Annotated in this window: 25 protein-coding genes and 1 CRISPR repeat array; of the genes, 12 read left to right on the top strand and 13 right to left on the bottom strand. The window is 68.2% G+C overall.

What is annotated here, in order from left to right:
• Positions 1 to 344: 344 nt before the first annotated feature.
• Positions 345 to 677: direct repeats of the CRISPR family, unit length 28 nt; unit sequence GTCTTCCCCGCACGCGCGGGGGTGGTCC.
• 61 nt (positions 678 to 738) lie between these two features.
• Together BAY61_RS20700 and BAY61_RS20705 are read right to left on the bottom strand one after the other, a co-directional pair.
• Positions 739 to 1,095, bottom strand: a complete 357-nt coding sequence (locus BAY61_RS20700; protein WP_091810022.1) for a hypothetical protein — start codon at positions 1,093 to 1,095, stop codon at positions 739 to 741.
• Entirely contained in the window at positions 1,092 to 1,511 is a 420-nt protein-coding gene (locus BAY61_RS20705) for a hypothetical protein (protein ID WP_245865287.1), read from the bottom strand. Before BAY61_RS20705 ends, BAY61_RS20700 begins: the two co-directional genes overlap by 4 nt.
• A gap of 230 nt (positions 1,512 to 1,741) precedes the next feature.
• On the opposite strand from BAY61_RS20705, the gene BAY61_RS20710 reads away from it, so the two are divergent.
• A complete protein-coding gene (locus BAY61_RS20710; RefSeq protein ID WP_091810025.1) occupies positions 1,742 to 2,698 on the top strand; it encodes a hypothetical protein in 957 nt (318 codons plus the stop codon).
• Positions 2,699 to 2,800: 102 nt separating this feature from the next.
• On the opposite strand, the gene BAY61_RS20715 is transcribed toward BAY61_RS20710, so the two are convergent.
• The gene (locus BAY61_RS20715) at positions 2,801 to 3,766 is read right to left on the bottom strand and encodes an ABC transporter substrate-binding protein (RefSeq protein WP_211323528.1); all 966 of its coding nucleotides are present in this window, start codon (positions 3,764 to 3,766) and stop codon (positions 2,801 to 2,803) included.
• A 172-nt stretch (positions 3,767 to 3,938) separates the two neighbouring features.
• Between BAY61_RS20715 and BAY61_RS20720 the strand changes: the two genes are divergently transcribed.
• From BAY61_RS20720 to BAY61_RS20740, 5 genes are all read left to right on the top strand, one after another.
• Complete coding sequence (locus tag BAY61_RS20720) at positions 3,939 to 4,994, top strand: FecCD family ABC transporter permease (RefSeq protein WP_091810028.1); 1,056 nt, start codon at positions 3,939 to 3,941, stop codon at positions 4,992 to 4,994.
• Positions 4,991 to 6,073 (top strand): FecCD family ABC transporter permease, encoded by a 1,083-nt coding sequence (locus BAY61_RS20725; RefSeq protein ID WP_091810029.1) that lies wholly within the window; start codon positions 4,991 to 4,993, stop codon positions 6,071 to 6,073. Before BAY61_RS20720 ends, BAY61_RS20725 begins: the two co-directional genes overlap by 4 nt.
• Positions 6,070 to 6,870 (top strand): ABC transporter ATP-binding protein, encoded by an 801-nt coding sequence (locus BAY61_RS20730; protein ID WP_091810031.1) that lies wholly within the window; start codon positions 6,070 to 6,072, stop codon positions 6,868 to 6,870. The genes BAY61_RS20725 and BAY61_RS20730 overlap by 4 nt, the downstream gene beginning before the upstream one ends.
• 161 nt (positions 6,871 to 7,031) lie before the next feature.
• The gene (locus BAY61_RS20735) at positions 7,032 to 8,255 is read left to right on the top strand and encodes a glycosyltransferase (RefSeq protein ID WP_110057688.1); all 1,224 of its coding nucleotides are present in this window, start codon (positions 7,032 to 7,034) and stop codon (positions 8,253 to 8,255) included.
• Positions 8,256 to 8,495: 240 nt separating this feature from the next.
• Positions 8,496 to 9,839 (top strand): MFS transporter, encoded by a 1,344-nt coding sequence (locus BAY61_RS20740; RefSeq protein ID WP_091810032.1) that lies wholly within the window; start codon positions 8,496 to 8,498, stop codon positions 9,837 to 9,839.
• 64 nt (positions 9,840 to 9,903) lie between these two features.
• Here BAY61_RS20740 and BAY61_RS20745 read toward each other — a convergent pair whose 3' ends face one another.
• Together BAY61_RS20745 and BAY61_RS20750 are read right to left on the bottom strand one after the other, a co-directional pair.
• Entirely contained in the window at positions 9,904 to 11,121 is a 1,218-nt protein-coding gene (locus tag BAY61_RS20745) for an FAD-dependent oxidoreductase (RefSeq protein WP_091810034.1), read from the bottom strand.
• 125 nt (positions 11,122 to 11,246) lie between these two features.
• The gene (locus BAY61_RS20750) at positions 11,247 to 12,281 is read right to left on the bottom strand and encodes an amidohydrolase family protein (RefSeq protein ID WP_091810035.1); all 1,035 of its coding nucleotides are present in this window, start codon (positions 12,279 to 12,281) and stop codon (positions 11,247 to 11,249) included.
• Between the two features lie 158 nt (positions 12,282 to 12,439).
• On the opposite strand from BAY61_RS20750, the gene BAY61_RS20755 reads away from it, so the two are divergent.
• Positions 12,440 to 13,243, top strand: a complete 804-nt coding sequence (locus BAY61_RS20755; RefSeq protein WP_256328148.1) for an IclR family transcriptional regulator — start codon at positions 12,440 to 12,442, stop codon at positions 13,241 to 13,243.
• Here BAY61_RS20755 and BAY61_RS20760 read toward each other — a convergent pair.
• From BAY61_RS20760 to BAY61_RS20775, 4 genes are read right to left on the bottom strand one after another with little or no spacing between them, the layout of a single operon-like run.
• Positions 13,236 to 14,300 (bottom strand): DODA-type extradiol aromatic ring-opening family dioxygenase, encoded by a 1,065-nt coding sequence (locus tag BAY61_RS20760; protein ID WP_091810037.1) that lies wholly within the window; start codon positions 14,298 to 14,300, stop codon positions 13,236 to 13,238. The genes BAY61_RS20755 and BAY61_RS20760 overlap by 8 nt on opposite strands.
• A gap of 32 nt (positions 14,301 to 14,332) precedes the next feature.
• Entirely contained in the window at positions 14,333 to 15,658 is a 1,326-nt protein-coding gene (locus BAY61_RS20765; RefSeq protein ID WP_091810038.1) for an aromatic ring-hydroxylating oxygenase subunit alpha, read from the bottom strand.
• Between the two features lie 33 nt (positions 15,659 to 15,691).
• On the bottom strand, positions 15,692 to 16,414 hold the full coding sequence (locus BAY61_RS20770) for a dienelactone hydrolase family protein (protein WP_143021459.1): 723 nt from the start codon (positions 16,412 to 16,414) through the stop codon (positions 15,692 to 15,694).
• Positions 16,404 to 17,321, bottom strand: a complete 918-nt coding sequence (locus tag BAY61_RS20775) for an IclR family transcriptional regulator (RefSeq protein ID WP_091810042.1) — start codon at positions 17,319 to 17,321, stop codon at positions 16,404 to 16,406. The genes BAY61_RS20770 and BAY61_RS20775 overlap by 11 nt, the downstream gene beginning before the upstream one ends.
• Before the next feature lie 249 nt (positions 17,322 to 17,570).
• Here BAY61_RS20775 and BAY61_RS20780 point away from each other — a divergent pair, with 249 nt between their 5' ends.
• Together BAY61_RS20780 and BAY61_RS20785 are read left to right on the top strand one after the other, a co-directional pair.
• Positions 17,571 to 17,933, top strand: a complete 363-nt coding sequence (locus BAY61_RS20780) for a non-heme iron oxygenase ferredoxin subunit (RefSeq protein ID WP_091810044.1) — start codon at positions 17,571 to 17,573, stop codon at positions 17,931 to 17,933.
• A gap of 2 nt (positions 17,934 to 17,935) precedes the next feature.
• Positions 17,936 to 19,126 carry an FAD-dependent oxidoreductase gene (locus BAY61_RS20785; RefSeq protein ID WP_211323526.1) on the top strand — a complete coding sequence of 397 codons (1,191 nt, stop codon included), beginning with the start codon at positions 17,936 to 17,938 and terminating at the stop codon, positions 19,124 to 19,126.
• 67 nt (positions 19,127 to 19,193) lie between these two features.
• Here BAY61_RS20785 and BAY61_RS20790 read toward each other — a convergent pair whose 3' ends face one another.
• The 3 genes from BAY61_RS20790 to BAY61_RS20800 are packed head-to-tail and all read right to left on the bottom strand — an operon-like array spanning position 19,194 to position 21,390.
• Positions 19,194 to 19,997 carry an SDR family NAD(P)-dependent oxidoreductase gene (locus BAY61_RS20790; RefSeq protein WP_091810046.1) on the bottom strand — a complete coding sequence of 268 codons (804 nt, stop codon included), beginning with the start codon at positions 19,995 to 19,997 and terminating at the stop codon, positions 19,194 to 19,196.
• A complete protein-coding gene (locus BAY61_RS20795) occupies positions 19,994 to 20,500 on the bottom strand; it encodes an aromatic-ring-hydroxylating dioxygenase subunit beta (protein WP_091810047.1) in 507 nt (168 codons plus the stop codon). The genes BAY61_RS20790 and BAY61_RS20795 overlap by 4 nt, the downstream gene beginning before the upstream one ends.
• Positions 20,501 to 20,514: 14 nt before the next feature.
• A complete protein-coding gene (locus BAY61_RS20800; RefSeq protein WP_211323525.1) occupies positions 20,515 to 21,390 on the bottom strand; it encodes an alpha/beta fold hydrolase in 876 nt (291 codons plus the stop codon).
• Positions 21,391 to 21,559: 169 nt separating this feature from the next.
• Here BAY61_RS20800 and BAY61_RS20805 point away from each other — a divergent pair, with 169 nt between their 5' ends.
• From BAY61_RS20805 to BAY61_RS20815, 3 genes are read left to right on the top strand one after another with little or no spacing between them, the layout of a single operon-like run.
• A complete protein-coding gene (locus BAY61_RS20805) occupies positions 21,560 to 21,958 on the top strand; it encodes a GntR family transcriptional regulator (protein WP_091810049.1) in 399 nt (132 codons plus the stop codon).
• On the top strand, positions 21,955 to 22,848 hold the full coding sequence (locus tag BAY61_RS20810) for an ABC transporter ATP-binding protein (protein WP_091810051.1): 894 nt from the start codon (positions 21,955 to 21,957) through the stop codon (positions 22,846 to 22,848). The genes BAY61_RS20805 and BAY61_RS20810 overlap by 4 nt, the downstream gene beginning before the upstream one ends.
• Before the next feature lie 37 nt (positions 22,849 to 22,885).
• Positions 22,886 to 23,797, top strand: a complete 912-nt coding sequence (locus tag BAY61_RS20815; RefSeq protein ID WP_110057687.1) for an ABC transporter permease — start codon at positions 22,886 to 22,888, stop codon at positions 23,795 to 23,797.
• 40 nt (positions 23,798 to 23,837) lie between these two features.
• Here the strand turns inward: BAY61_RS20815 and BAY61_RS20820 are convergent, their stop codons facing one another.
• Positions 23,838 to 24,365: a GNAT family N-acetyltransferase gene (locus tag BAY61_RS20820; protein ID WP_245865290.1), complete on the bottom strand. Its 528-nt coding sequence runs from the start codon at positions 24,363 to 24,365 to the stop codon at positions 23,838 to 23,840.
• Between the last annotated feature and the right edge of the window lie 8 nt (positions 24,366 to 24,373).

Raw genomic sequence — 24,373 nt, forward strand, 5'->3', positions numbered from 1 at the left:
CAACGACCGGCAGCGAGCCCCATCAGAGTGCGGCACGCTCACGAATAGGAGAAGCAGCGACTGGCCATGCACGCGCTCTTGCTCGAAAATACCTGCGAAACCGGAACCGATCCGGGACGAAACGTGAACACGACACCCCGCCCGGTTCGGCGGCCACGCACAAGCTGCCGAGTCGGCGACGAATTACCGAGCCTCGGCGGGCGACCGACGCGTGGAGACCGTGCGCGTTGCGAGCTACCGTTTCGACGTCCGGAAGGCGGGACCGCCAGGACCCGGCTGACAACCAGGCGGGCCCGAGCCAAACTTTTTCGATCCAGACTCGATATACTCGCAGGTCAAGAAGTGTCTTCCCCGCACGCGCGGGGGTGGTCCCTGGTCCTGAAGCTGGTCCCCGAGCTGGCCCCGGTCTTCCCCGCACGCGCGGGGGTGGTCCCGCCCGACCCAACGCAGACGGTCGGACGGAACCGTCTTCCCCGCACGCGCGGGGGTGGTCCGTCGTGGCGCGAGTGTCGGACCTGGAGGCCCTGGTCTTCCCCGCACGCGCGGGGGTGGTCCCTTCATCCGGAGGGGGAAGTCATGAGCAGGCACGTCTTCCCCGCACGCGCGGGGGTGGTCCTTACTGAGCGCACCAGCCTGGTCAACCGTGCCTGTCTTCCCCGCACGCGCGGGGGTGGTTTCCCGGCCGCCGCCGCACCGTCGATGCAAGTCCCCTGCGCATCTCGCGCCGACCGAGATCGGTCAACCCTCGGTGAGCTTGGGATGTCCCACGCTCGCAGCCTCAAGCCACACGGTCCGCGCTTCGGCATCGATCAGATACCAGACGCGACCCGCTCCGGTGACTTCGATCTGCCACCGGGGCAGGTCGTCCTTGGCCTGAACTGAACCTGTCGCGAGTCCGCCTTTGAGCTGGTGGTGCCGATTGCTGACGCCCTGGCCGGGACGAGTGCGCAGGATGTCCCACGCCGTACGCAGGTTGTTCCCAGCCGTGTTGGTCAGCTTTTGCCAGCCCTTGATGGCTTCGGTTTTGGCATAGCGGATCTTCCACTCGTCGCTGACCGTAGGCGGCGCGACGTCATCACCGCGTTTTGGGCTCATGCGGTCGTGGAATCAGGGGCGGCGACCTCGCCGAGGTCGTCCCCTCGCTTCTTCAAGACCGCCAGTACCTCGGGGTCGGCGTAGACGCCCGCGGTGTTCTTCCACATGGCGATCACGTGCGCCACCGGGGCAGGATTGCCCAGCGATTCGGCGGCTTCGAGCACATCCATGAGTTCGACCACGAATGCCTGCACGTCCGGCTTCGGCAAGAACCGCACCCACGGGAACACGGTCGGCAGGACCTCGGTCGCGAGCGTCCGCACACGGTCGTCCTTCTGCATCATCGCCACGAACAGTTTTGTGGTAGCTGAGGTCACCTCGGCCTCTTCTGCTGCCCGGCTGGCCGTGCTCAGCACCAGATCCTCGCCGTCGCGACGGCGGACCTGCAAAGCCCGAGCCCCGTGGAGTTTCTTCACGGTATCGACCGGGCGGTTCACAAGTTCAGAAAAGGTGACTTCAGGTGCAGCCATACTTTCAAAGTACCTCGAAAGTCCTCGAACTCCAACCCCTGAGGCCCTCGCAGCGAACACGAAACGATCCACCTTCACCCGTTGCCGTACGGAACGGAACCGATACGGACTGTGGCGTATGCTGACCGGGCTTTGGCGCGATGAAGAGCTACGGGCGCGACCGGTCAGGGGGGCCGATGACGAACGGGCGCAGGCGGGTTCGCGTTGCCGGACACCACAATGAGCGCGCCGGCCCGCGACAACCACCGAAGAAGCGAACGAAACTCGTCGCGATCCTGACTACCGCAGGCGTCGCGGTGGGACTCGCGACCGGGATACTGACCCTGCTAGACCGGACCGGAGCCACGGTGAACGAGGCGTTCACCGACCCGCTCGCGGTCAACGTCCGCTACACCGGCGCCGACGGTGCGACCGGTTCCGCCGTCGTCGTACCCTCCGAAATCACGGCGGATCCCCGCAAGGGCGGCGACATCCAGACCGCGATCGAACACTACGCCAACCACGGCGGATACGTACCCAAGCGCACGGTGTTCGACATCCGGCTCACCGGGTTGCGCGAGGCCGAAGTCGCGGTCACCCGGATCCGCGCCGTCGAGGTTCGGCACGGACCTCCGGTGAACGGTACGTATCTGCTCAGTCCAGGACAGGGAACAGGTGACGTGGTCCCCGTACGCCTCGACCTCGACCACGAAGCGACCGAGATCGACGCCCGCAGAATGGTTCCTGCCGAGGGCGAGTTCGGGGAGCCCGTCGACGCGGGCCCCTACCCGGGGCAGGACAGAGGCGACCTCACGCTCGGCAAGAGCGAGAACGCGCGGATCGTCGTGGATACCGTCGCACGCCAGCGATCGGCCGAATTCAAGATCGCCATCGACACGATGGTCGACGGCGAACCGCAGAGCCCGATCGTCGTCGGCACGGCGGGCGCGGGGAACACGGGCGAGCCGTTCCGGATCACCGCGGTATGCGAGGCGGGGACACCGGTGACGTATCGCGACGGTTACATTTGGACCGGTGGAATGGCGCGATCTCCCGAGCAGACGATCGAACGCATGCCGCCCGAGATACTCGAAGGCCCCGGAGTCGGCAGCCCGGAACACGAGCGCGAACGCTGGTGCGACGGCCTTTCGTAAACACCAGCGTTCGCACCCCTGAGACCACTGTGGACAGAGTGTCCGCTCACGGAAACCGAAGGCCAGGAGGACGCCTCACCTGACGACGTCCCCTGGCGTCCGTCAGGGAAGCTGCGGGTCAACTCCGAAGTGCTCGGCCAGCGTGGTGATGGACGCGTGCGCGCCCTGGATGCTCACGGAGAGCACGAAGGGCTCGTCGTCGACGGCGAGGACATCACCGGAAAGCCTTCCCCACAGGGGATTCCCTTCGAAGTCGGCCCGCTGATCCTTACTCGCCTCGCCTTCCGCTCCCGGTGGCGTATAGGCGGAGACCATGATCAGCCTCGCGTCGGCGTTGAGGATCTGCTCTGACGACAGCGGAACGAAGATTTCCTCCTCGGTGTCCGGTGCGCCCTCAGGGCGGGGAATGCCCATGTCGGCCATGATCTCGCCGATGAAGGAGTTGCTGGAGTACAACCGGGCCGTGTCCTCGCCCGCGAACCGGACGAACGAATACGTGAGATCCGGTTGCTTGGCAAGGATTTCCTTGCCCACCGCGGCCGCGCGCTGGTGATAACTCTCGACAAGTTCCTCGGCCTTGTCCTTCTTGCCGAGCGCGTCGCCGAGCAGTACGACGTTTTCCTTCCACGTCGGGCCCGTGCTTTCGGAGAAGACCGTTGGCGCGAACCGGGAAAGCTGGTCGTAGAACGCCTCGTGCCGCACCTTCGCGGAGATGATGAGGTCGGCGTCGAGTTCGAGTACCTTTTCGAGGTCGGGTTCGGCGGTGGTGCCGACGTTGACCGAATCGGCAACCGCGCCGTCGATGTCGCCGAGATAGTCAGGGAAGGGATTGTCCGGATCAACGCGATACTGGGCGTAGCCGACGAGATCGGCTTCCAGCAGTAGCGCGGCATCGGCGAAGCTGGGATCCATCGCGACGACTCGCTGGGGCTTCGTCTCGATCGTCGTGGTTCCCATGGCGTGCTCGATGGTTTTCGGATAGCCCTCGCCGCCACCGCCCGCCGCGGCATCGGGTGTCGCTTCGTCCTGTCCGCCGCACGCGCCCAGAAGCAATGCCCCGCTTGCCATGATCGCAATGATCGACCGCCGACGTGCCGCTCGGCGAGATCCGGTTCTCATGTAGTTACCTTTCAGGTCACGGCGCCACAACCCGGCCAGCCGGTAAGGTTAGGCTTCCCAATATGGCCTTGACCCTAGCAACGAGATCCGCCGGGACCAGTTCGCGCAGTGGAGAAAACAGGTGACGCTCGACACCGGGACAGGGCACGACCTCTCCGGCATCGGGAGCACGCGATCGGCGGTCGTCGGCCGCTCGCCATGGGTCACGGCCGGTATTCCGGCCGCCGCCGTGCTGGCCGCCGTCGTCGCGAGTATCTGCCTCGGCAGCAGTCCTTCGACATTGGCCGAGGTTTGGCACGCGATCGTCACGCCGACGGGAACCGACATGGATGTGACGATCCGCGAACTCAGGTGGCCTCGCACGCTCACCGGGATCGCGGCCGGAGCCTGCCTCGGCGTCGCCGGTCTGCTGACCCAGGGCCATACCCGCAACGCGGTGGCCGATCCGGGGCTGCTCGGCATCAATCAGGGCGCCGCGCTCGCGATCGTCGCCGCGACGTTCACCTTCGGCGGGCTTTCGGTCTACACGCAAGCGACGCTGGCGTTCTTCGGCGCGCTACTCGCCAGCGTCGTGGTGTTCCTGATCGGCACCGCGGCCAGGCACGGCGCAACGCCCATCACGCTGGTGTTGTCAGGGGCGGCCGTCACGGCTCTGTGCGGCGGTGTGGTGACCGGATTGACGTTGCTGGACGAGGCTTCTCTCGACACCTTGCGTTTCTGGCAGGTGGGTTCGCTGGCCGCGCGGTCGAACGTCATCGACTCGCTGTGGCCGTTCGTGCTCGCGGGTTTGCTGCTCGCGGTACTGAACATCGGCGCGCTGAACACGCTCGCGCTCGGCGAGGACGTCGCCCGCTCGCTGGGCACCTCCGTGCTGGCCGCGAGGAGCACGGGCATCGCGGCGATCACGCTGCTCGCCGGATGCGCGGTCACGATGGCGGGCCCGATCGCCTTCGCCGGGCTCGTGGTTCCGCATCTGGCAAGGGCCGTGGCGGGCGGCGACTATCGCCGTTCGCTACCGGCCGCCGCGGCCATCGGCGTCGGCCTCGTGCTCGTCGCCGACACCGCGGGCAGGCTCATCGCGAGGCCGGGCGAGTTGTCGGTGGGGGTGGTGCTCGCCGTGATCGGGGCGCCATTCTTCGTGCTTCTCGCACGACGGCGCCGGATGGTGACCGTATGAGCCCCGGCGCTGACACTCCCCTCGCACCCGCGCGCGTCCTGCGGGCCGGCCCGGTGTCGATAATGGTCAGACCTCGCGCGGTGGCGGTGGGAGTGTCGCTGGCGGTGCTGTGCCTGCTGGCCGCCGCCGTCCACCTTGCCAATGGGGGCACGGCGCTACCCGTCGACGCGGTCGCGCGCGCCTTGCTCGGCGACGACTCGAACCGGCTGGTGTATCTCGCGGTCACGGAACTGCGGGCACCGCGCACGCTGGCCGCGATCATCGCGGGTGCCTGCCTCGCCGCGGCGGGCGCGCTCACCCAGACCGTGGCGCGCAACCCGCTCGCCAGCCCGGACATCCTTGGCGTGACGGCCGGTTCCTCACTGGGCGCGGTATCGGTGGTCGTGCTCGCCGGAGGCGGCGCGGCTGGACTCAGCGGCATGGCCGGCAACGTCAGCCTTCCGGTGGCGGCGTTCGCGGGTGGTGTCCTCGCCGGAGCACTCGTCTACCTGCTGGCACTGTCCCGGTCCATCGACAGTTACCGGCTCGTGCTGGTGGGCCTCGGCATCAACGGGCTCGCGGTGAGCCTGACGACCTGGATGCTCACCCTCGGCGACGTGACCAACGCGGCCCAGGCCCTCACCTGGATGTCCGGTTCGCTCAACGGCAAGGATTGGCCGCTGGTCGAACCGATGGCCGTGCTGGGGGCGGTGTTGCTCGCCGCCGCGCTCGTGCTGGGACGGCGCTCGGCACTGCTCACCCTCGACGACGATGTGACGACCGGTCTCGGTGTCCGGGTCGGCCTGCTGCGGCTCGCGGCTTTCGGGCTGGCGGCGCTTCTCGCGTCGACGGGCGTGGTCGTCGCGGGTCCGCTGGTGTTCGTCGCGCTGGCCAGCCCGCAGATCGCGAGGCTGATCACCGGATCGGTCACTCCCCCGATACTCCCGTCGGCGCTCGTGGGCATCGTGTTCGTCCTGATCGCCGACACGGTCGCGGCCAACGCGCTTCCGGTGTCGCTTCCGGCGGGCGTGGCCACCGCGGTACTGGGCGGGCCCTATCTCATCTTCCTTGTCCTGCGATACCAAAGGAGACTCGCGTGAGCCGCAACGGCACGACACCGACACTGCGCGCGGACAACCTGACCCTCGGCTACGACGGCGCCGACATCATCACCGACCTGACCTTCACGGTGCCCGCCGGCCGCGTGACGTCGATCATCGGCCCCAACGGCTGCGGCAAGTCGACGTTGCTGCGCGGGCTGGGCCGGTTGCTCAGACCGCGTTCCGGCACGGTCGTTCTCGACGGCAAGCCGATCACCGCCCAGTCGACGAGGCAGGTGGCGCGCCGGATCGGCATCCTGCCCCAGTCTCCGGCTGCCCCTTCGGGACTCACCGTCGCCGATCTGGTTTCCAGGGGCCGCCATCCCCGGCAGCGCTGGTACGAACAATTCTCGATCCTCGACGAGAAAGCGCTCCGGCACGCGCTGGAAAGCACCGGCATGGCCGAATTGGCAGGTGCTCTGCTTGAGGAATTGTCGGGAGGGCAACGGCAACGGGCCTGGATCGCGATGATTCTGGCGCAGGAGACCGACATTCTGTTGCTGGACGAGCCGACGACGTTCCTGGATCTCGCTCACCAAGTGGACCTGCTGGAACTCGTCGTACGCATGAATCGCGAGCACGACCGGACCATCGTCATGGTGTTGCACGACATTTCGCTTGCCGCCCGCTACAGCGACCACCTCGTCGCGATGAAGGCCGGTGCCATCGTGACCCAAGGCGCCCCGGACCAGGTCGTGACGACCGACCTTTTGCACGATGTCTTCGGCCTGCGTGCCGATGTGGTGACCGAACCGGCCGAGGGCCGCCCTCATGTCATCCCACTGGGTTCTGGCTGAGGCGGTCAGTCCACAGCGGACGACCAAAAGGGAACGCAAGGGCGACTGTCTCTCCTTGCCGTATTCAACATATAGCGCACCGGGGGGCTTGCGGCAAGACCCGGTTGGTGCCGCAGAATCGCCGACCTGAACCGGAAGTCTACGGAAACGGGTGTTGCGAAGTGCGCGTGTTGTTGTCGACGTATGGGTCGCGAGGGGACGTCGAGCCATTGGTGGGGCTCGCGGTCCGGCTGCGGGAACTCGGTGCAAAGGTGCGCGTCTGCGCGCCGCCGGACGAGGATTTCGCGCGGCGGTTGGGAGACGTGGACGTATCGCTGGTGCCCGTCAGCCAGTCGGCGCGGGCGTGGGCGAAGGCTGCCCCACCCGCGTCCGGCCTGCCTCGCCACGCTGCCGAGGTGATCGCGGGGCAGTTCGAGGCGATCACCCCGGTCGCCGAGGGGTGCGACGTTCTCATGGCGACCGGAATGATGCCAGCCGCGGCCGGCGCGCTTTCGGTGGCCGAACTGCTGGGTATCCCTTCGGTGTCCGTGACCTTCCAGCAACTCACCCTGCCTGCGCCGCACCGCGAGCCGCTGGCCTATCCGGGGCGGCCGTTCCCTCCTGAGGTGACCGACAACCGGGTGCTGTGGGACCTGGACGCCCGCAACATCGACGCGCTGTTCGGTGAAGCGCTCAACACGAACAGGGCCGTGGCGGGCCTTCCCCTGGTGGACAACGTCCGCGACTACGTCGTCGGCGACCGGCCGTGGCTGGCGACCGATCCGGTACTGGATCCGTGGCGGGAGACGCCTGACCTGGACGTCGTTCAGACCGGCGCGTGGATCCTGCCGGACGAACGCCCGCTCCCCTCCGATCTGGTGGCGTTCCTCGACGCGGGCGAGCCTCCGGTGTTCGTCAGCTTCGGCAGCATGCCGATGCACGCCTCGGGCGATGCCGCCGAGGTGGCCGTCGAGGCGGTCCGCGAGCAGGGCCGCCGCATCGTCATCGGGCGCGGCTGGGCCGACCTCACCCCGGTCGACGGCGACGACGACTGCTTCATCGTCGGCGAGGTCAACCATCAGGCGCTCTTCGCCAGGGTGGCCGCCGTCGTGCACCACGGCGGCGCGGGCACCACGACCACCGCCACCCACGCCGGTGCCCCCCAGGTGGTGGTTCCCCAGTTGGCTGACCAGCCTTACTGGGCCGGTCGCGTCGCCGAGCTCGGCATCGGCGTGGCGCACGACGGCCCCGTCCCTGCCCGCGAATCCCTTGCCGCCGCGCTCAAGACGGCCCTGAGCCCCGAGACCCGAGCCCGTGCGACCACCGTCGCCGCCACGATCCGTGACGACGGAGCGACGGTTGCCGCGAAGCTGCTGCTCGACGCGGCCGAGAACCACATTGGTTGACGATTCTCGATGACGGCACCGAACTCGTGAAGCCGGAACACGATGACGGCTTCCGAGTTCGGCCTCGCGACAAGGGCGATTCCGCCGCGACGTCCGCTCACCGGAAACCTCCTCGATATCGAATGAAGGACGGTTCCGAGGGCTAGAACGACTTGGTGCCCGCTGGGTGGGATCGTCCTAGGTTCCTCCGTTATCACCCACGGGGCGCAACGCTCGCCCCTGGATCGCGAGAGGTGCACGATGTCGCAAGCATCTGAACAACCCAAGGGCATGGGGCGAGTGGTCGCGGCCTCGTTCATGGGAACAACGATCGAGTACTACGACTTCTTCATCTACGGGACAGCGGCCGCCCTCGTTTTTCCGCAGATCTTCTTTCCCGCGCTCGGGCCGGCGGCGGGGACCGCGGCATCGTTCGCCACCTTCGGGGTCGCGTTCCTCGCCCGCCCCCTCGGCGGCCTGGTCTTCGGGCAGATGGGCGACCGGATCGGACGCAAGACGACCCTGGTCACCACGATGCTCGTGATGGGCATCGCGACCGTGCTGATCGGTCTCCTGCCCTCCGGCGACACCATCGGCCTTTTCGCCCCCATCGCGCTGATCGTGCTGCGCTTCCTTCAGGGGCTCGCCGTCGGCGGTGAATGGAGCAGTGCCGCGCTCTTCGTCGTCGAACACGCGCCTCAGGGCAAGCGGGGCTGGTACTCACTCGCCCAGACGCTCGGGACCACCTTCGGCCTGCTGCTGGCCACGCTCACCTTCCTCATCACCGGGCTCACCATGTCCGACGCGTCGTTCCTCTCCTGGGGCTGGCGAGTGCCCTTCGTGCTGAGCGCGTTACTGGTCGCGGTCGGCCTATGGGTCCGGCTCGGCGTCACGGACACACCCGTCTTCAAGGACGCCATGGCCAAGGCCCGCGACGCCAAGGCAACCAAGGCCCCGGTCCGCGAACTGTTCGCCAAGCAGGGCCGCGAGGTTTTCCTCGCCTCGGGCTCCGTCCTCATGTGGCTGTCGTTCTTCTACATGGGCGCGGTCTACCTGACGAACTACGGCACCGCCGTGCTGGGGCTTTCCAAGAACAGCATGCTCACCATCCAGTTCATCGCGATCGCCGGATGCATCGCGGGCCAGGTCATCGGCGCGCGCCTCTCGGACAAGATCGGCCGCAGAAGGATCCTCATGCTCGGCAACGGATCCGCCGTCGTGTGGGCATTCGTGCTGTTCCCTCTGGTCGACTCCGCCGTGGTGTGGCTCGTCGGCGTCGCCCTGACGGTGACTCTCTTCGTCGTCGGGCTGTCGAACGGCTCGACGACGGTGTTCCTGCCCGAGACCTTCCGCACCTCCTACCGCAGCACCGGCACCGGGGTGTCCTTCAACATCGGCAGCGTCGTCGCGGGAGCGATCCCGCCGATCATCGCGGCCCCGATTCTCGCCAGCCACGGGAGTATCGGGCTGTCGATCATGCTCGCCGTGCTCGCGGCCGTCGCACTCGTTTCCGTGATCTTCATGCGCGAGACGAGCAAGAATTCGCTGTACGAGGCGCACGACGAGGCCAAGGCACCGGCGGCGACGCCTCCCGTCACGAACTGAACCGAACCGACCGAGACGCCCTTGGTGGTGACCGTGTGGTCACCACCAAGGGCGTCTCGATTCGTCAGAGGTCGCCGAGTCCGGGCGAGGCCCCGACCGTCTCCCACACGTTCATCGTCCCCAACAGCGAGGGGGTCGCCAGTGCGACCCCACTCAGCAAATAGCGGCGGGTCTTGTCGGGATCGGCCGCCACGGTTCTGAAAGTTTCGAGGCGCTCCCGCGTCGGCTCGAAAACCAGCCGCTTGCTGTCGCTCGAAATCGGGGTCGTGTAGTCCCAGAAGACTCGCCGCCGAGCCTCGGAGTACGCGTCGAGCAGAGCGTCGTCGCCACCGTCGCGCAGGATGGCGCCCAGCGCCTCGGTGAGCGTGAACGCGTCGAACATGCCACCGACGAGCCCGAAGCCGCGAGTCGGGTTGGTGACATGGGCGGCGTCACCGGCGAGCAGCACCCTGCCGACGCGATAGGTCTCGGCGGAGCGCTGGTGCATCCGGTAGTGCCGCCAGCGGAGGATCTCGTGCTCGAAGTCCGTCCCAGGCAGCACCGCCCGGAAGTAGTCCGCCATCCGCTTTTCGATGCCTTCCTCCGGCAGCTCAAGCGACTCGGCGAACGTGTGGCGCCACAACCCTTCGGTGGTGATCTGGTGCACGACCGCGCCGTATTCGGAGTCGATGAGATATCCCGAGACGAAGTGGTCCTCGTAGCGGCCACGGCAGTTGGTGGCGACGAAACGTTCGCCCCACGTCATGCCCTCGAAGCCGAGCCCAAGCCCGCTTCGCACGATGCTGCGGGCACCGTCGGCGCCGACGAGCCACCGCGCGCGCCATTCCCTCGTCCCCGAGCCGGTCTCGACCCGCACGGTGACGCCAGTGTCGTCCTGGTCGAAACCGGTGACGGCATGCCCCCACCTGATGTCGGCGCAGGCGTGCTTCGCGAGGTGCCGCATGACGACGCGGCCGAGCGCGTCCTGACCGAGAACGAGGCTGTATGGATGGCGAACGTCGTCCTTGAGCAGCCCGATGTCCATCGACAGTCGCTCGCCGGTGCGGAAGACCTGCGCGCTCCAGTCGTGCTTGAGATACCCGATCTCCATGGCGTCGGCGAGTACGCCGAGCCGTTCGAGACCGGCAAGCGCCGCCCAGTGGTAGGTCATGCCGCGGGGCTCGTCGAGGATGTCGCCAGCCGCGTCGAGCACGGTCACACCGATCCCCCGCTTGGCAAGACCGAGAGCGGCGATGAGCCCGACAGGCCCCGCTCCCACGATGATCACTTCGTTGTCGATCATGGCTTTTCCTCTCCTCGGCACGGCCGTTTGGTCAACGTGTTCGCCGCATCCTCACGGGCCCGCGCCCGATTTCCGCGCCGTCTTTTCCGTGCCCCGGAACCGGACCGGCATCCTCGGCGACGCGGTCAGGGGCGGTCAGGGCGCGAGAAGAACGCGCGGCCGTTCGAACCCGCGATGGCTTCGATGTCGGTCCGGCTCAATCCGTGCTCGATGCCGCCCGCGAGCAACCCGGCAAGCCCGGCGAGCTGACCGGGAATGAAGGGGGCGTCCGTCCCGACCATGACGTGGCCGCGGCCGAAGCGGTGCACGAGCAGCGGAAGGTGCGCGGGATCGAGCACGAGGGTGTCGGCCCACAGGTGGCGCAACAGGTCGTCGAAAGCGGCGCTGCGGCCTTCCTCGCCCCATACCGACAACGCGAGGCCCACCCTCGGCGCCGCCCAGGCGAGGACCCCGCACCCGTGCGCGAAGCCGAACCGCAGCCCTGGATGGCGGTCCAGGATCCCACCGGTGAGCAGGGCCGTCGCCGCGAGCGCGGTGTCGGTGAGCATGCCGAGACCGAAGTCGTAGGGCTGACCGGATCGCCGGACCGCGCCGGCGCCGCCGTCCATCGGGTGCACGAAGATCGCCGCACCGAGGTCGGCCGCGGCGGCGAAGAACGGAGCCAGCTCGGCGTCGTCCAGCTCGCGGTCCCCGATCCGGGTGCCGATCTCGACGCCGGCGAGACCGAGCTGGGTCACGGCGCGCTCAAGTTCGGCGATCGCGGCCTCGACGTCCTGCAACGGGACGCAGGCCAGGCCGACGAGCCGACCGGCGGAGGCACCCGCCGCGGCGGCGATACCGTCGTTGACCTCTTTTGCGAACGCCGCGGCGGGGGCCGCGTCTGCCCACGTCGTGAGCATGACGGGGACCGGCGAGATCAGTTGCTGCCCGATGCCGCAGGCCGTCATCGAAGCCAATCGGTCCCCGACGTCCCACAACCGGCTGTCGACCCGCCGGAACAGCAGCTCACCTCGGTGGATACCGCCACTCTTCGGGTCACCGGGGTCGGGTCGCAGCACCGGCCAGCGAGGGTCGGTGCCCCTCGACGGGTCACCGAGGCCCCTGGGGAAGAAGTGGGCATGGGTGTCGACGACCGCACCTGGCAAAACGGGCTGGATCACGCCGTCTCCTTCTCGTCACAACCGGCAACGGGAATGAAACGTCCATTCCCGCCACACTGGCGAGTGGGTAGTGTGGATGTCCTGCACACCTGTGCCCGCGGACGAGGAGGTCCGTCATCACGAACAACGGTTCCCCTCGGGGCGAGTCGCCTTCGATACTGGCCAAAGCCTTCGACCTGCTCTGGGCTTTCGACGCGTCGCACAGGGTGATGACGCTGACCGAGCTGGCCAGGGCCGCCGACCTGCCGAAGTCGACCGTGCACCGGCTGCTCACGCGGCTCGTGGAACTCGACGTCGTCGAGCACATCGACGAGGGCTACCGGGTGAGCGTCCGCCTCGCCCGGCTGGCCTCCTTCGCCCCCGCCAACCTGATGCGGGAGCTGGCCCTGCCCCACATGGCCCGCCTGCACCAGTGGTTCGGCCAGACCGTCGCGCTGGGTGTGCTCCGCAATTTCGACGTCGTCGTGCTCGATCAGGTCGGCTCCCTCGAGTGGCACGCCGAGCGCGTCCTGGTCGGCGCGCGAGTACCGGCCACGAGCGCGGCACTCGGCAAGGTGCTGCTCGCGTGGGATCCGCGCGACGCCCTGGAAACGGCGCTGCCCCGCCCGCTGCCCGCCATGACCCCGGCTTCGATCACCGACCCGGCGGTGCTCCTCGAACAGTTGCGCCAGGTTCGCGCCGACAACCTCGCCCGGCAGTTCGACGAGACCCGCGCGGGGATCGCGGGAATGGCCTCGGCGATCATCATCCAGGGCGAGGCGGTCGGCGCGCTCGGCCTGATCTACCCCTCCTCTACCCGGCTGCACCCTCAGGCGGCGCACGCCTTGCGCACCACGGCCGCCCGCCTCGCGGTCGAGATCAGGGATACGCTCGCGGCCTCCGGTCACGAACGGCGGTGGATGCCGGGACGGGAGGTCGGTCTTCCCGGCCGGGCCGACGCGGAGCGGCACGAGATCACCTGAAGACCGCGAAAGCCTTGTTGGAGTTGAAGATCTCGGTCTCGACGAGGTCGCTCCACGCGAGTTTCATGCCCAGTTCACGAGTAGCCCCGAGCAGGCAGTGCCAGTTGAGGATTTCGTGCTGGCCCGAGTGGACGACTTCCTGGCTCGTGCGTTCGATCCACGGTTCGTGGTCGCCTGCCACCATGGCCTCGTAGAGCGCGCGATCGGCGTCGGTGTCCGGGCGCAGGTGCCATCCCTCGTCGTAGAGGAAGGCGTGCGACCAGCTCGACGAGGCCACGAGCGCGACCCTGAGGTCGCTGCCACCGACGACCTTGCCGATGGCCCTGCCGAGCTCATAGCACCGGCGAGGGGTGGGCCCGGGCGGATCGAGGTCCTCCCCCGCGTTGATCTCGGCGAACCGCGCGATTCCACCCCTGCGCGCGATGACGTGCTCGCCGTAGCAGTTCACGGCGATGGGCAGGATCGGGTAGGGGAACTCTTTCCCGACGTTGTCGTAGTCGAGGAAGATCTGCGTGTTCGCGAAGGCGTGCGGGAAATTCGTGCCAGGCCGTGGCACGTACGAGTACGCGATGTCGATGCCCGAGTCGAGAACTTCCCTTGCCACGTGCTTCCCGAAGTCCGGTAGGCCCTTCATCGTGAACGAATGTGAGTCGGGCAGTCCCCACGCGTTGGGCAGGCCGAGTTTCTTGATGACCCCGAAGGGGTCGACTTCCGTGTCGTCGTAGGCCAGCACGCAGAAACTCGGGATGACCTCCTCCCGGAAGTTCTCGTACTGGTCGTCCCCCCACACGAGAACGACATCCGGTTCGAACGCGTCGAGTTCGGCCCGGATGCGGCCGAGGTGAGCACGCAGCTCGGCCCGGTGCCTCGACGCGGCGGCCGTGCCGCCGTCGTCGGACCACTCCTGCCGCGCGAACTCGGACCAATTGGCGGGGTCCTTCTCCTTCTCCGGGATGTCGGGGTCCTTGAGGGTCGAGCGCAGCAGCGCGGCCATCGACTCGTCCGGTCCCAGCAGCAGCGGGTAATGGGTCATGCCCAGCCCGATGACCTCTCCCATGGTGTTCTCCTCGGTCTCGTCGTGCCGGCGGGTCAGAAACTGGTGACGGGCGTGTCCGCCTCAAGGTCGAGCCGGGGCGCCGTCCAGTACCCGGGCAACGGGTCGTACTCCTCGGGAGGGAGGACTTCGCCGGTGATGATTTCGTTCCACCGCCGCCAGAACGTGCGCATCTGGTATTCGTCGGACTGGATGGGCACGTTCGAGTGCATGCCTCGGGAGATGTCGGACCACTCCAGTTCGGCGACGGAGGCGTAGGCGCTCTGCGCGCTTTCCAGCATCTCGACGTCGTCGGGTGAGGCAAGGCCGCCCGGCCCCCAGAAGGTGAGGAAGTTGTCCAGCCGCTGGCGTTTGAGCTCAGGGCCCTCCTCCGGCGGGGCGAGTTCCCATGCCGTCACCTCCATGTAGTCGGGGGCGATCGGGTCGATCTTGCGGATGACCACGCCCATGACGAGGTCGATCACCACGAGGTTGGGGAAAATCACCATGTTGCGGATGCCGTTGAGGCGCTCGACCCACCCTTCGCCGTACTTGGCACGCAACCGCTCGTAACGCGCCTCGCGCTCGGCCCTGGCCTCGGCCGAGAGCGCGCGCCCGAAGATGTCACCGCTGCCTGATGCGCCCACGGTCACGGCGTGACCGTTGCCGAGGTTGATCGAACGTGAATTGGCGAGTGAGCTTCCGGCGTCGATGGGCCCCCTCGCCGCGACGATCATCTCGAAGTAGCGCTGGTGGGTCGACATGGCGTGGTAACCGTCGAAACTGTTCTCCACGAGCAGCTTCCAGTTCGCTCGCGCCGAATAGTGATGCGTTCCTTCGAGGGCTTCCATTCCCTCGACCGACATGTCGGACACGAGATCGAGGTATTCGGCCGCACCGGCGAGATAGGTCTTGAGGTCGACGATCTCCGGGTCGAAACTGACGAAGACGAAACCCCGGTAGGAGTCCACTTTGGCCGGTGCGGCGAGACCGGGGCGCTCGAAGCCGGGGCCGTAGGCCGTGTCTCCAGGCATCGAAACGAGGTCACCGCTCGTGCTGAAACTCCACCCGTGGTAGGCGCACGTCATGAAGCGCGCGTTGCCGGAGCCCTCCCTGCACAGCATCGCCCCCCTGTGTGGGCAGGAGTTCACCCACACCCTGATCCGGCCCTTCTTGTCGCGAGTGAAGATGAGCGGGCGGCCACCCACGTTCCTCGTCTTGAAGTCGTTGGGCTTCCTCAGTTCCGTCTCGTGACCGAGATACAGCCACGTCTTGTCGAAGATCTTTTCCTTCTCCCTCGCGAAAACGTCGGGATCGGTCATGACCTTCCGGTTCACCCGGAACCGGGGCATCCGACGGTCGTCGTCGATGTACTGCGACATGGGCAACACCATTTCTTCGGAGTGGGAAGGGATTCAGCCGGGATCGGACAGGGTGGCCTCGCGGCGTTGCCGCCAGGCATCGGCCAACGGGGTGGGCCTGGGAACGACGTGGGCGTTGAGCCATTCCGCCGTGCGCTGCCACGAGTCGAAGACGGCGGCGTGGACGAGAGCGTCGGTCGAGTCGTGGAGGCAGTGCGTCACTCCCGGGTAGCCGACGACCGAGGTGTGCTCGGCCGACCGGTTCGTGACCTCCTCGCGGTAGGAACTCAACTCCCCCGTCAGCTCGCCGCGTGACCCGAGACCGGCCATGGCGAGCCACGGTGTCCGCAGGCTCGTGACGCGGCCTGGCCCGGTCAGCGTCCGTGCGTCACGCGGAACGCTGATGGCCGCGCCGAAGGTCGTTTCGGAGCCGGCGATCAGGGCGGCACGGGCACCCTGCCCGTAGCCGATGACTCCCACCTGTTCCGGTGGCCACCCTCGCGCGTCGACTCGATCCACCAGGTGGCCGACGAGGGCACGAGCGACGTCGTCGTCCGTTCCGCGACCGCAAGGTGTGGCGAGGACCGACTCGTAACCGTGCCGCGCCAAGGCATTCATCAGCTCGGTGGATTCGGCGGAGTCCAGTCCGTCGGGGCCGGCGACGATCACCGTCGCGCCACGGGGAACACCGCCAAGCAGCACAGTGGACACCGCCACCTTCGCGCCCGCGACGATGGCCGTCGACACCTCGGGCTCAATGCGTACGTCAATGGACAACCGACCGCTCCAGGCTCTTCGGGCTGGCTGCCGCCGAGTCAACCCGGGCCCGCTCCAGGAGGGAATGCGTCGTCCCGGCCGCCGGAACTCCTGGCCTGACCATCGACGGCACCATCGCGGCACCAATGCTTTCCGCCGTCGCCGACACGAGACGGCCGAGTTCGGCAGTCTTGCCGCCCGGCGAGCGGCCCAGCGCCACGGTGGCCACCGCCATCGACAGCGCCGCGATCGGCTCGCCACCGGAGAGGATCGGCGCTGCGACGCAGACGAAACCGTGGCACGCTTCCTCCCGCTCCACGACGAACCCGTCGTCCCTGACGTGCCGAAGCTGGCTGAGCAGCCGCCCGTGCGCGGTCACCGAGTGCGGCGTGGCGCGGGGAAGCGGGCCGACGAGCACGTCTTCGAGCACCTCGGGAGGGCCGACGGCGAGCATGGCCTTGCCAAGGCCGGTGCACGCCGCGGGAAAGCGGCCCCCGACCCTGGTCGGCAGCCGGACGCCCTCGGGGCGCATCAGCTTGTCGACGTACTGGATGGAGCGGCCACGGAGCACCGCGAGGTGAACGGCGACCGCACCGGAACGCTCGAAGAGACCGGCGAGTCGCGGGTAGGCGGCATCCCGTAGGTCGGCGAAGGGAGACCAGCGCGCTGTCTCGCTGAGGTCGAGAAAGCTGTCGCCGAGGCGGTAGAGACAGCCATCCCTGTCCACGAAACCGTGGTCCTCAAGAGTCCCCAGCAGCCGATGGGCCGTGCTCTTGGGCAGACCGGCCGCGAGCGCCACCTCGGTCAGGCTCACGGCGGCCCGGCCACTGTTGAGCATCGTCGTCAGCAACACGAGCACCTTGGCCGCGGAAGAGGACGTCTGGTCCACATTGGATCTGAGCTCGCGGATCAGGGGTTGAGCGGTCATCAAACCTCCTTGTTCGAAACCAGCCGCTCACCGATGGCGTCGGCTGCCCTCACTGTCAGGAGGCGGCGAGGTCGGCGATAGGGCGTGTTCCGGTCGCCGGAACCGGGCCCCGGGATGGCGGCTCGCGGCGGCGAGCGGTTCCGGTGGCCGAAACATCCCCTGGAGCGGGCCGCGAGACGACCGCACACTCGGTCCGACAGCCGCGCGGAACCGGTCCCGCGCGCCCTCACCGTCCAGAAAGGACATGCGATGGCGCGAATCTTCGCCTGCAAGGTCGACGAGATCGAGCCGGGAGGCACCCTGACGGTCGAGGGGGCGACCCCGGTCGCGGTGTACCTGACCGAGGACGGCGACTGGTTCGCCAGCGACGATTCCTGCACGCACGAACAGTTCTCGCTCGGGACCGAGGGCGACCTCGACGGCGACGAGGTCGTCTGCCCCCTGCACATGGCCCGCTTCGACCTCAGAACGGGGAAGCCGATGTGCTTTCCGGCCACGATCGCCTTGCGCATGCACGAGGTCGTCGTCGAAGGCGACGAGGTACACGTCGTGCTCACCGGCTCGGACGAGTCGTCGGCCGATGCCTCAGGTCCGGCAGCGATGGGGGCCTGAGCGTGGCGCGCGTGGTCATCGTCGGTGCCTCCGTGGCCGGTGTCCGCACCGCCCAGGCACTGCGCATGCGGGGTTTCGAAGGGACGATCACTCTGATCGGCGAGGAGCCCCACCACCCTTACGACAAACCGCCTCTTTCCAAGCAACAGCTGGCCGCCGACGCGCCCGCCGCGCCGCCACCGCTGTTGTCGGAGGACGAGCTGGCCCACGCGCGGGTCGAACTGCGCCTCGGGGTGCGCGCGACCGGCCTCGATCCCGCGAGCCAGGTGCTGCGCACCAGCGCCGGAGACCACGCCTACGACCATCTCGTCATCGCCACCGGCGTGTCGCCCCGCACCCTCCCCGGCTCGGAACGCGCGGGGGTGCACACCGTGCGCACCGCGGACGACGCGAGCTTCTTGCGCTCCCGGCTGGCTGCCCTGCCCCGCGTCGTCGTCATCGGCGCCGGCTTCATCGGCGCCGAGTTCGCCGCCGCCGCGAACGCCCGCGGCTGCCAGGTGACCGTCGTCGAAGCGCGGGAGACACCGATGTCGCACCTCCTCGGCGACCGGGTAGGCGCCCGGCTCGCCGAACTGCACACCCGGCACGGGGTCACGGTCCGCACCGGCGTCCGCTTCGCGGGCTTCACGGGCGACACCTCCGTCGAGGGCGTGGCTCTCGCCGACGGCGAAGTCCTTCCCGCCGATCTCGTCGTCGTCGGAATCGGAGCCAGCCCCGCCACCGGGTGGCTGGCCGGTTCGGGACTGCCGGTCGGCGACGGTGTCGAGTGCGGCGAAGACCTGCGCGTCATCGGCCATCCCTCGGTGTTCGCGGCCGGCGACGTCGCCCGCTGGCCGCATCCTCACTACGCCGAGCCGGTCCGGATCGAGCACTGGACCAACGCCAACGAACACGGCGCCATGGTCGCCGCGGCGATCACCGGAACGCCCGCGCCCCGCGCGCAGGCGCCTTACGTGTGGTCCGACCAGTACGGCCACCGCGTGCAGATCGCGGGCCTTCCCGCACGCGGCACGCTGGCGCGCCTCGCGGGCGACGGGCCGGACGACCTCGTCGCGGTGTACGCCGACGAGGTGGGAAAGGTCGTCGGCGGTGTCGTCGTCGACGACGCCCGCGCCTTCATGAGGCTGCGCAAAGCGGTCGCCAAGCGCTGCGGCATCGAGGACCTGGAGCCACCACTGGCCCAGCCCGCCTGACAACGGCACGCCGAAGGGACCCGCCTGGTTACCGGCGGGTCCCTTCGGCGTGTCTGACAGACCTGGCTCAGGCGTGACCCGGCTGCCATGGCCAGTACTTCGCGGTGGCACCGGCATCCACCGTGATGTTGCTGCCGGTGATCATCGCGGAGTCGGGCCCCGCGAGGAAGACCACGGCGCCCACGTAGTCATCCGGCGTCGGGAGGCGGCGCATCGGCAACTGTCCCGCGAAGTCCATCGGGAACTTGCCTTCGGCCCGTCCCAGCCTGCCGACCTGCCGCACCAGTTCCGGGTCCTGGGGCTGGGTGGCCGTCGGAGTGAAGCCGTTGACGCGGATGCCGTGCTCGGCGAGTTCCATCGCCACGGAGCGAGTGAAGTTGATCAGACCGCTTTTCGCCGTCGAGTAGCCGATGTTGCCAGGCTGGCCCTGCCACGCGGCCGTCGAAAGCACGTTGACGATACTGCCGCCCCTGCCGCCGGAGATCATCGCTCGCGCGGCGGCGCGGGAGAACAGAAAGGCCCCGCCGAGGATGATGTCGACCTGACGACGGTAGGCGTCGACCGGCATGTCGAGCAGCCCGCGCTGGTCGAAGTAGACCGCGTTGTTGACGAGCACGTCGACCCGCCCCCAACGGTCGAGCGCGATCCGCATGACCTCGTCGGCGTGGCCGGGGTCGGTGACGTCGCCGACGACGGCGACGGCCTCACCGCCCTCGGCACCGATCCGCTCGGCAGCCGCGCGCGCGACGGTCTCCGAGATGTCCGTGCACACCACGCGCGCACCCTGTGCGGCCAGTCCCGCGGCGAGGGCACCGCCGATGTTGGGACTCGCCCCGGTGACCACGGCGACCTGGTCTTCGAGGCGGCTCACAGGATGATGCTGACCTTGCCGTGCGGACGAAGGGCGTCGAGGTCCAAAATGGACTTACGAGTGACGAAGCGAAACTCCTCACCCGAACGCTCAAGCACGTGCTCGTACCGGCCGAAGTAGGTGTCCACGACGCCGTTGCGAGCGCGGAAGACGGCGAAGTTGGCGCGCACGCCGACGTGTCCGTCCTCGCTGCTTGCTCTGACGTTCGTGACGAGCCTGCGGGTCCGCGAGTGCGGGTACTCCGCGTGCGCTGCCCTCGTCTGTAGTGAGTTCACCCGCTGTTCGAGGAGGAACCGGTCGTCCTGGACGAGGAAGAGGTCTCTGGCCGGGTCGCCGTCCGGTTTGTCCGTGGAAGGGATGAGGTAGCGGCCCGATTCACTGAACAGCGCGAGCCATTCGTGCAGGCGCCACTCGTCGAGCAGTTCGGCTTCGAAGTAGAGGAAGTCCTCCACCGACCTGAGGAGTTCGGCGTCCTGCCGAACCCGCGGCGTCACCATGGTCATGAAGGGCCTCCCGCTCAGTTGTTCCGGATGAATTCGCCGACCACGCGGTTGAATTCGTCCGCGTGCTCGATCTGCGCCCAGTGACCGCACTGGTTGATCAGCAGCAACCGGGAATCGTCGACGGCACTCACCAGGCGCAGGCTCTGCTCGTAGCTGACCACCCGGTCGTCACGGCCGTGGATGGCCAGCGTCGGCGCGGTGATCTCGGCAAGGCGCGGCCCGTAGGTGAAGTACTCGGTACTCAGCGGCGTACCACCGGGGGCCTCGTTCCAGCTCGCCAGGTGCTCGGGGTGCGCGAGCGCGGCGTCGAGCCGCAGCGCGGCCAGGTCGTCGCCGACCGAGGACGAGTCGAAGGTCATGATCTCGGTGACCTGCCTCATGTTCTCGATCGTGGGTTCCAGGTAGGTCCGGAAGAGGATCTTCAGGCCCTCGCTCAAACCGTTGGCCGCCCACGTGTTCTGGCCGGGGACGGGAGCACCCATGGAAACCAGGTGACTCACGCGTCCCGGATGGAGGATCGCGGTGGAGATGGAGGTGATGCCACCCATCGAGTTGCCGACGAGCGCTGCCTTCTCGATGCCCAGTTCGTCCATGAAGGCGACGAGGGCGGCGACGTGGTCGTAGCCCGTCTCCGGGGTCTGGGTGTCGCTGCGGCCCCACCCCGGCATGTCCACCGCGTACACGTGGAACGACTCGGCGAGATAGGCGATGTTGGCGCGGAAGTTGCTCCAGCCGGTGGAACCGGGCCCGCTGCCGTGCAGGAGGATCACCGGGTGTCCTGAGCCGGCTTCGTTGTAGTGGACGCGGTGCGTGGCTGTCTGGACGAACCGGCTGGTTCCCTCGTCCGTGAGCATGGCGCTGCCGCGCTCGACGGTGAGTTCTGCGCTCATCGTGCCTCCTGGGCGGTCGGTGTGACCGGATGTCGTGGCGACGCTAGCCACGTCGTCACGCCGGACACAGCGCTCGTTCCGGCGCCCGGAACTCGCGTTCGAGCGGCCTTGACAGCAGGCACCCGCCAGATGCACCCTTTCACTATCTAATTAGTGAAAGGGTGCTTAGGTGATCGACTTTCGCCTCGACCGAGGCTCGGGCGTCGCGACCTACCTCCAGCTCGTGCACCAGGTCAAGAGCGCGCTTCGGCTCGGCACGCTGTCGCGGGGAGACCGGCTGCCCACGGCGAAGGAAGTCGTGGAGAAGCTGGCGATCAACCCCAACACGGTCCTCAAGGCCTACCGGGAACTGGAACGGGAAGGGCTGGTGAGCGGAAAGCCGGGACTGGGCACCTTCGTTGAACGCACCCTGGGCGGCGCCGCGTTCACCGACCATGCCCGGCTGCGCAAGGAACTGACCCGCTGGCTCAGGTCGGCGCACACGGCCGGGCTCGACGACGAGGACGTTCGCGCGCTGTTCGAATCCGTCGTCGGCGCGGCGGGCGAGGTCAAGGGGGCCACCGGATGACGGAACGGGACATGGTGACGGCGACCGCGCTCGCCAAGCGCTACCACGGGGACTGGGCCCTGCGCGACTGCTCGCTGAGCATCCCCCAGGGAAGGGTCGTCGCGCTCGTCGGCCCGAACGGCGCGGGAAAGACGACCCTCCTGCACCTCGCGGTCGGCCTGCTGGAGCCGACGAGAGGGCACATCAGGGTGCTCGGCGAACCGGCTGGAAAGGCGCTGCCGAACGTGGCCTTCCTGGCGCAGGAGAAACCGCTGTACCCCGGTTTCACCGTCGCCGACATGTTGCGGTTCGGGCGGCACCTGAATCCCCGCTGGGACAAGGCTTTCGCGGAACGACGGCTGGCCGATCTGGGCATCTCGGCCAAGCGCAAGACCGGACGGCTCTCCGGCGGTCAGCAGGCGCAGGTCGCGTTGACCATGGCGATCGCCAAACGTCCCGAACTGCTGGTGCTGGACGAACCTCTGGCCAACCTCGACCCGCTGGCCCGGCACGAGGTGATGACGAGCCTCATGGCCGCTGTCGCCGAAAGGGAACTCTCGGTCGTCCTGTCCTCCCACGTCGTCGCCGACCTGACCGACACCTGCGACTGGCTCATCGTGCTCAACCGCGGGGCCGTGCAGGTGAACGGCGACATCGACGACCTGACCGACCGGCACCGGGTGCTGTCCTGCCCAGCCGGGTCCGTTCCCGCGATCGCCGACCGGTTCACGGTCGTGGAACAGGGCGCGGGCGAAGGACAGACCTCCCTGCTCGTCCGCGCGGAGGGACAGGCCGTGTTCGATCCACAATGGCCGGTTCGCTCCCCCTGCCTCGAAGAGCTCGTCCTGGCTTACCTCCGCAGACCGGAAGCAGCCGTTTTGCCAAGGCCGACACTGACCTCGGCCACCTGATGACCCGCGAACCGAAGGACGATGTCTCGTGTTGTGGATGACCTGGCGCCAGCACCGGGTGCAGATTCTGGTGACGGCCGCCTTCCTCGCCGCGCTGGGCATCGCGTTGCTGGTGCACGGAATCAGCGTGTCCGGCGCCCTCGGCGACGACCCCTCCGGCGCGCGGGCACGCGACCGGTTCACCGAAGTTTCGACGGTGCTCGGCTGGTTCCCTCTGGTACCACTGCTGATCGGCATATTCTGGGGTGTTCCCGTACTGGCGGGGGAATACGAGCGCGCGACCCACAAGCTGGCCTGGACGCAATCGGTCTCCCGGGGCAGGTGGCTGCTCGCCAAACTGGGCGGGCTCGCGGCGGTCGTCGTGATCACCGGGCTCGCGTTCGGCGCGATGATCAGCGCGTGGCTCGGCGTGTTCGACGGCACCGGTCTCGCCGGGCACCGCTTCGCCGATCCCGGTCTGTTCACGGTGTCCGGTGTCGTACCCGCGGCGTGGTGGCTGTTCGCTTTCACGCTGGGCGTCGCCGCGGGAGCCGTGGCACAGCGGGTACTGCCAGCGCTGGCCATCACGGTCGGCGTCTTCGCCGTAGCGCTCTTCCTGTTCATGACCAACCGCGACGGGTTCGCCGCGCCTCGGCAACTGGAGGTGACCGCCGCCGATCAGGGAGTGGGGCCCGACACCTATCTCGTCGGTAGCCGGTGGCTGGACGGGCAAGGCAGGGAGATCGACGGCGACGCGGTCGACCGGGTCTGTGTTCCGGCCGGGGCCCCGCTCACCGAGAGCGCGTACTACCAGGGCGGTTGCCGCCAGCTCATCGAGTACCAGCCTGCCGACCGATACTGGCTGTTCCAGTTGATCGAGGCGGGCATCCTGCTCACCGTCACGGCCGCCTTCGTGGTGACGACGGTGCTGCGGGTGCACCGCAGAACACCGACGGCGCGGGTCGGATGAGCGGTTCTCGGACCACTCGGCCGAATCACGCCCGGTCCCGTCAGTGGATCAGGTCGTGGTGGAGTCGCCGTTCGGGCAACTCGGCGCCGCCGGGTCCCCGGTCGAGCCGGGAGCGTCCGGTGTCGGTCCAGCCGTGGCGGTGATAGAAGCGCAGCGCGCGTTCGTTGGTGTCGAGAACCCACAGTCCCGCGTGCGTGAAGCCGCAGGACCGGAGCCGGTCGAGGGCGACGGCGTGCACGCGCGAGCCGATCCCCCTGCCCCACGCGCCGGGAACGAGGTAGAGCACATAGAGGTCACCGAGCGCGGGATCGGCGCGGTCGGCCGACACGAGCGGTGGGCCGGTCGCGGCGAAACCGACGACGGCACCGGCTGTCGTGGCGACGACCGCGCGGGTGCGCGGCGGCCGGACGGTCAGCAGATTCGCCCAGAACCGCTGCCGCTCGGCGACGGAAAGCCCGGCCAGCACCACGTCCGGAAGCAGACCACGGTAAGCGGCTCGCCACGATCGCACCAGCACGACGGCGATCGCGTGCGCGTCCGCGGGTGTCGCGTCCCTGACCTCGACCACGCTGCCGA

The sequence above is a fragment of the Prauserella marina genome (assembly GCF_002240355.1).
GTDB lineage: Bacteria > Actinomycetota > Actinomycetes > Mycobacteriales > Pseudonocardiaceae > Prauserella_A > Prauserella_A marina.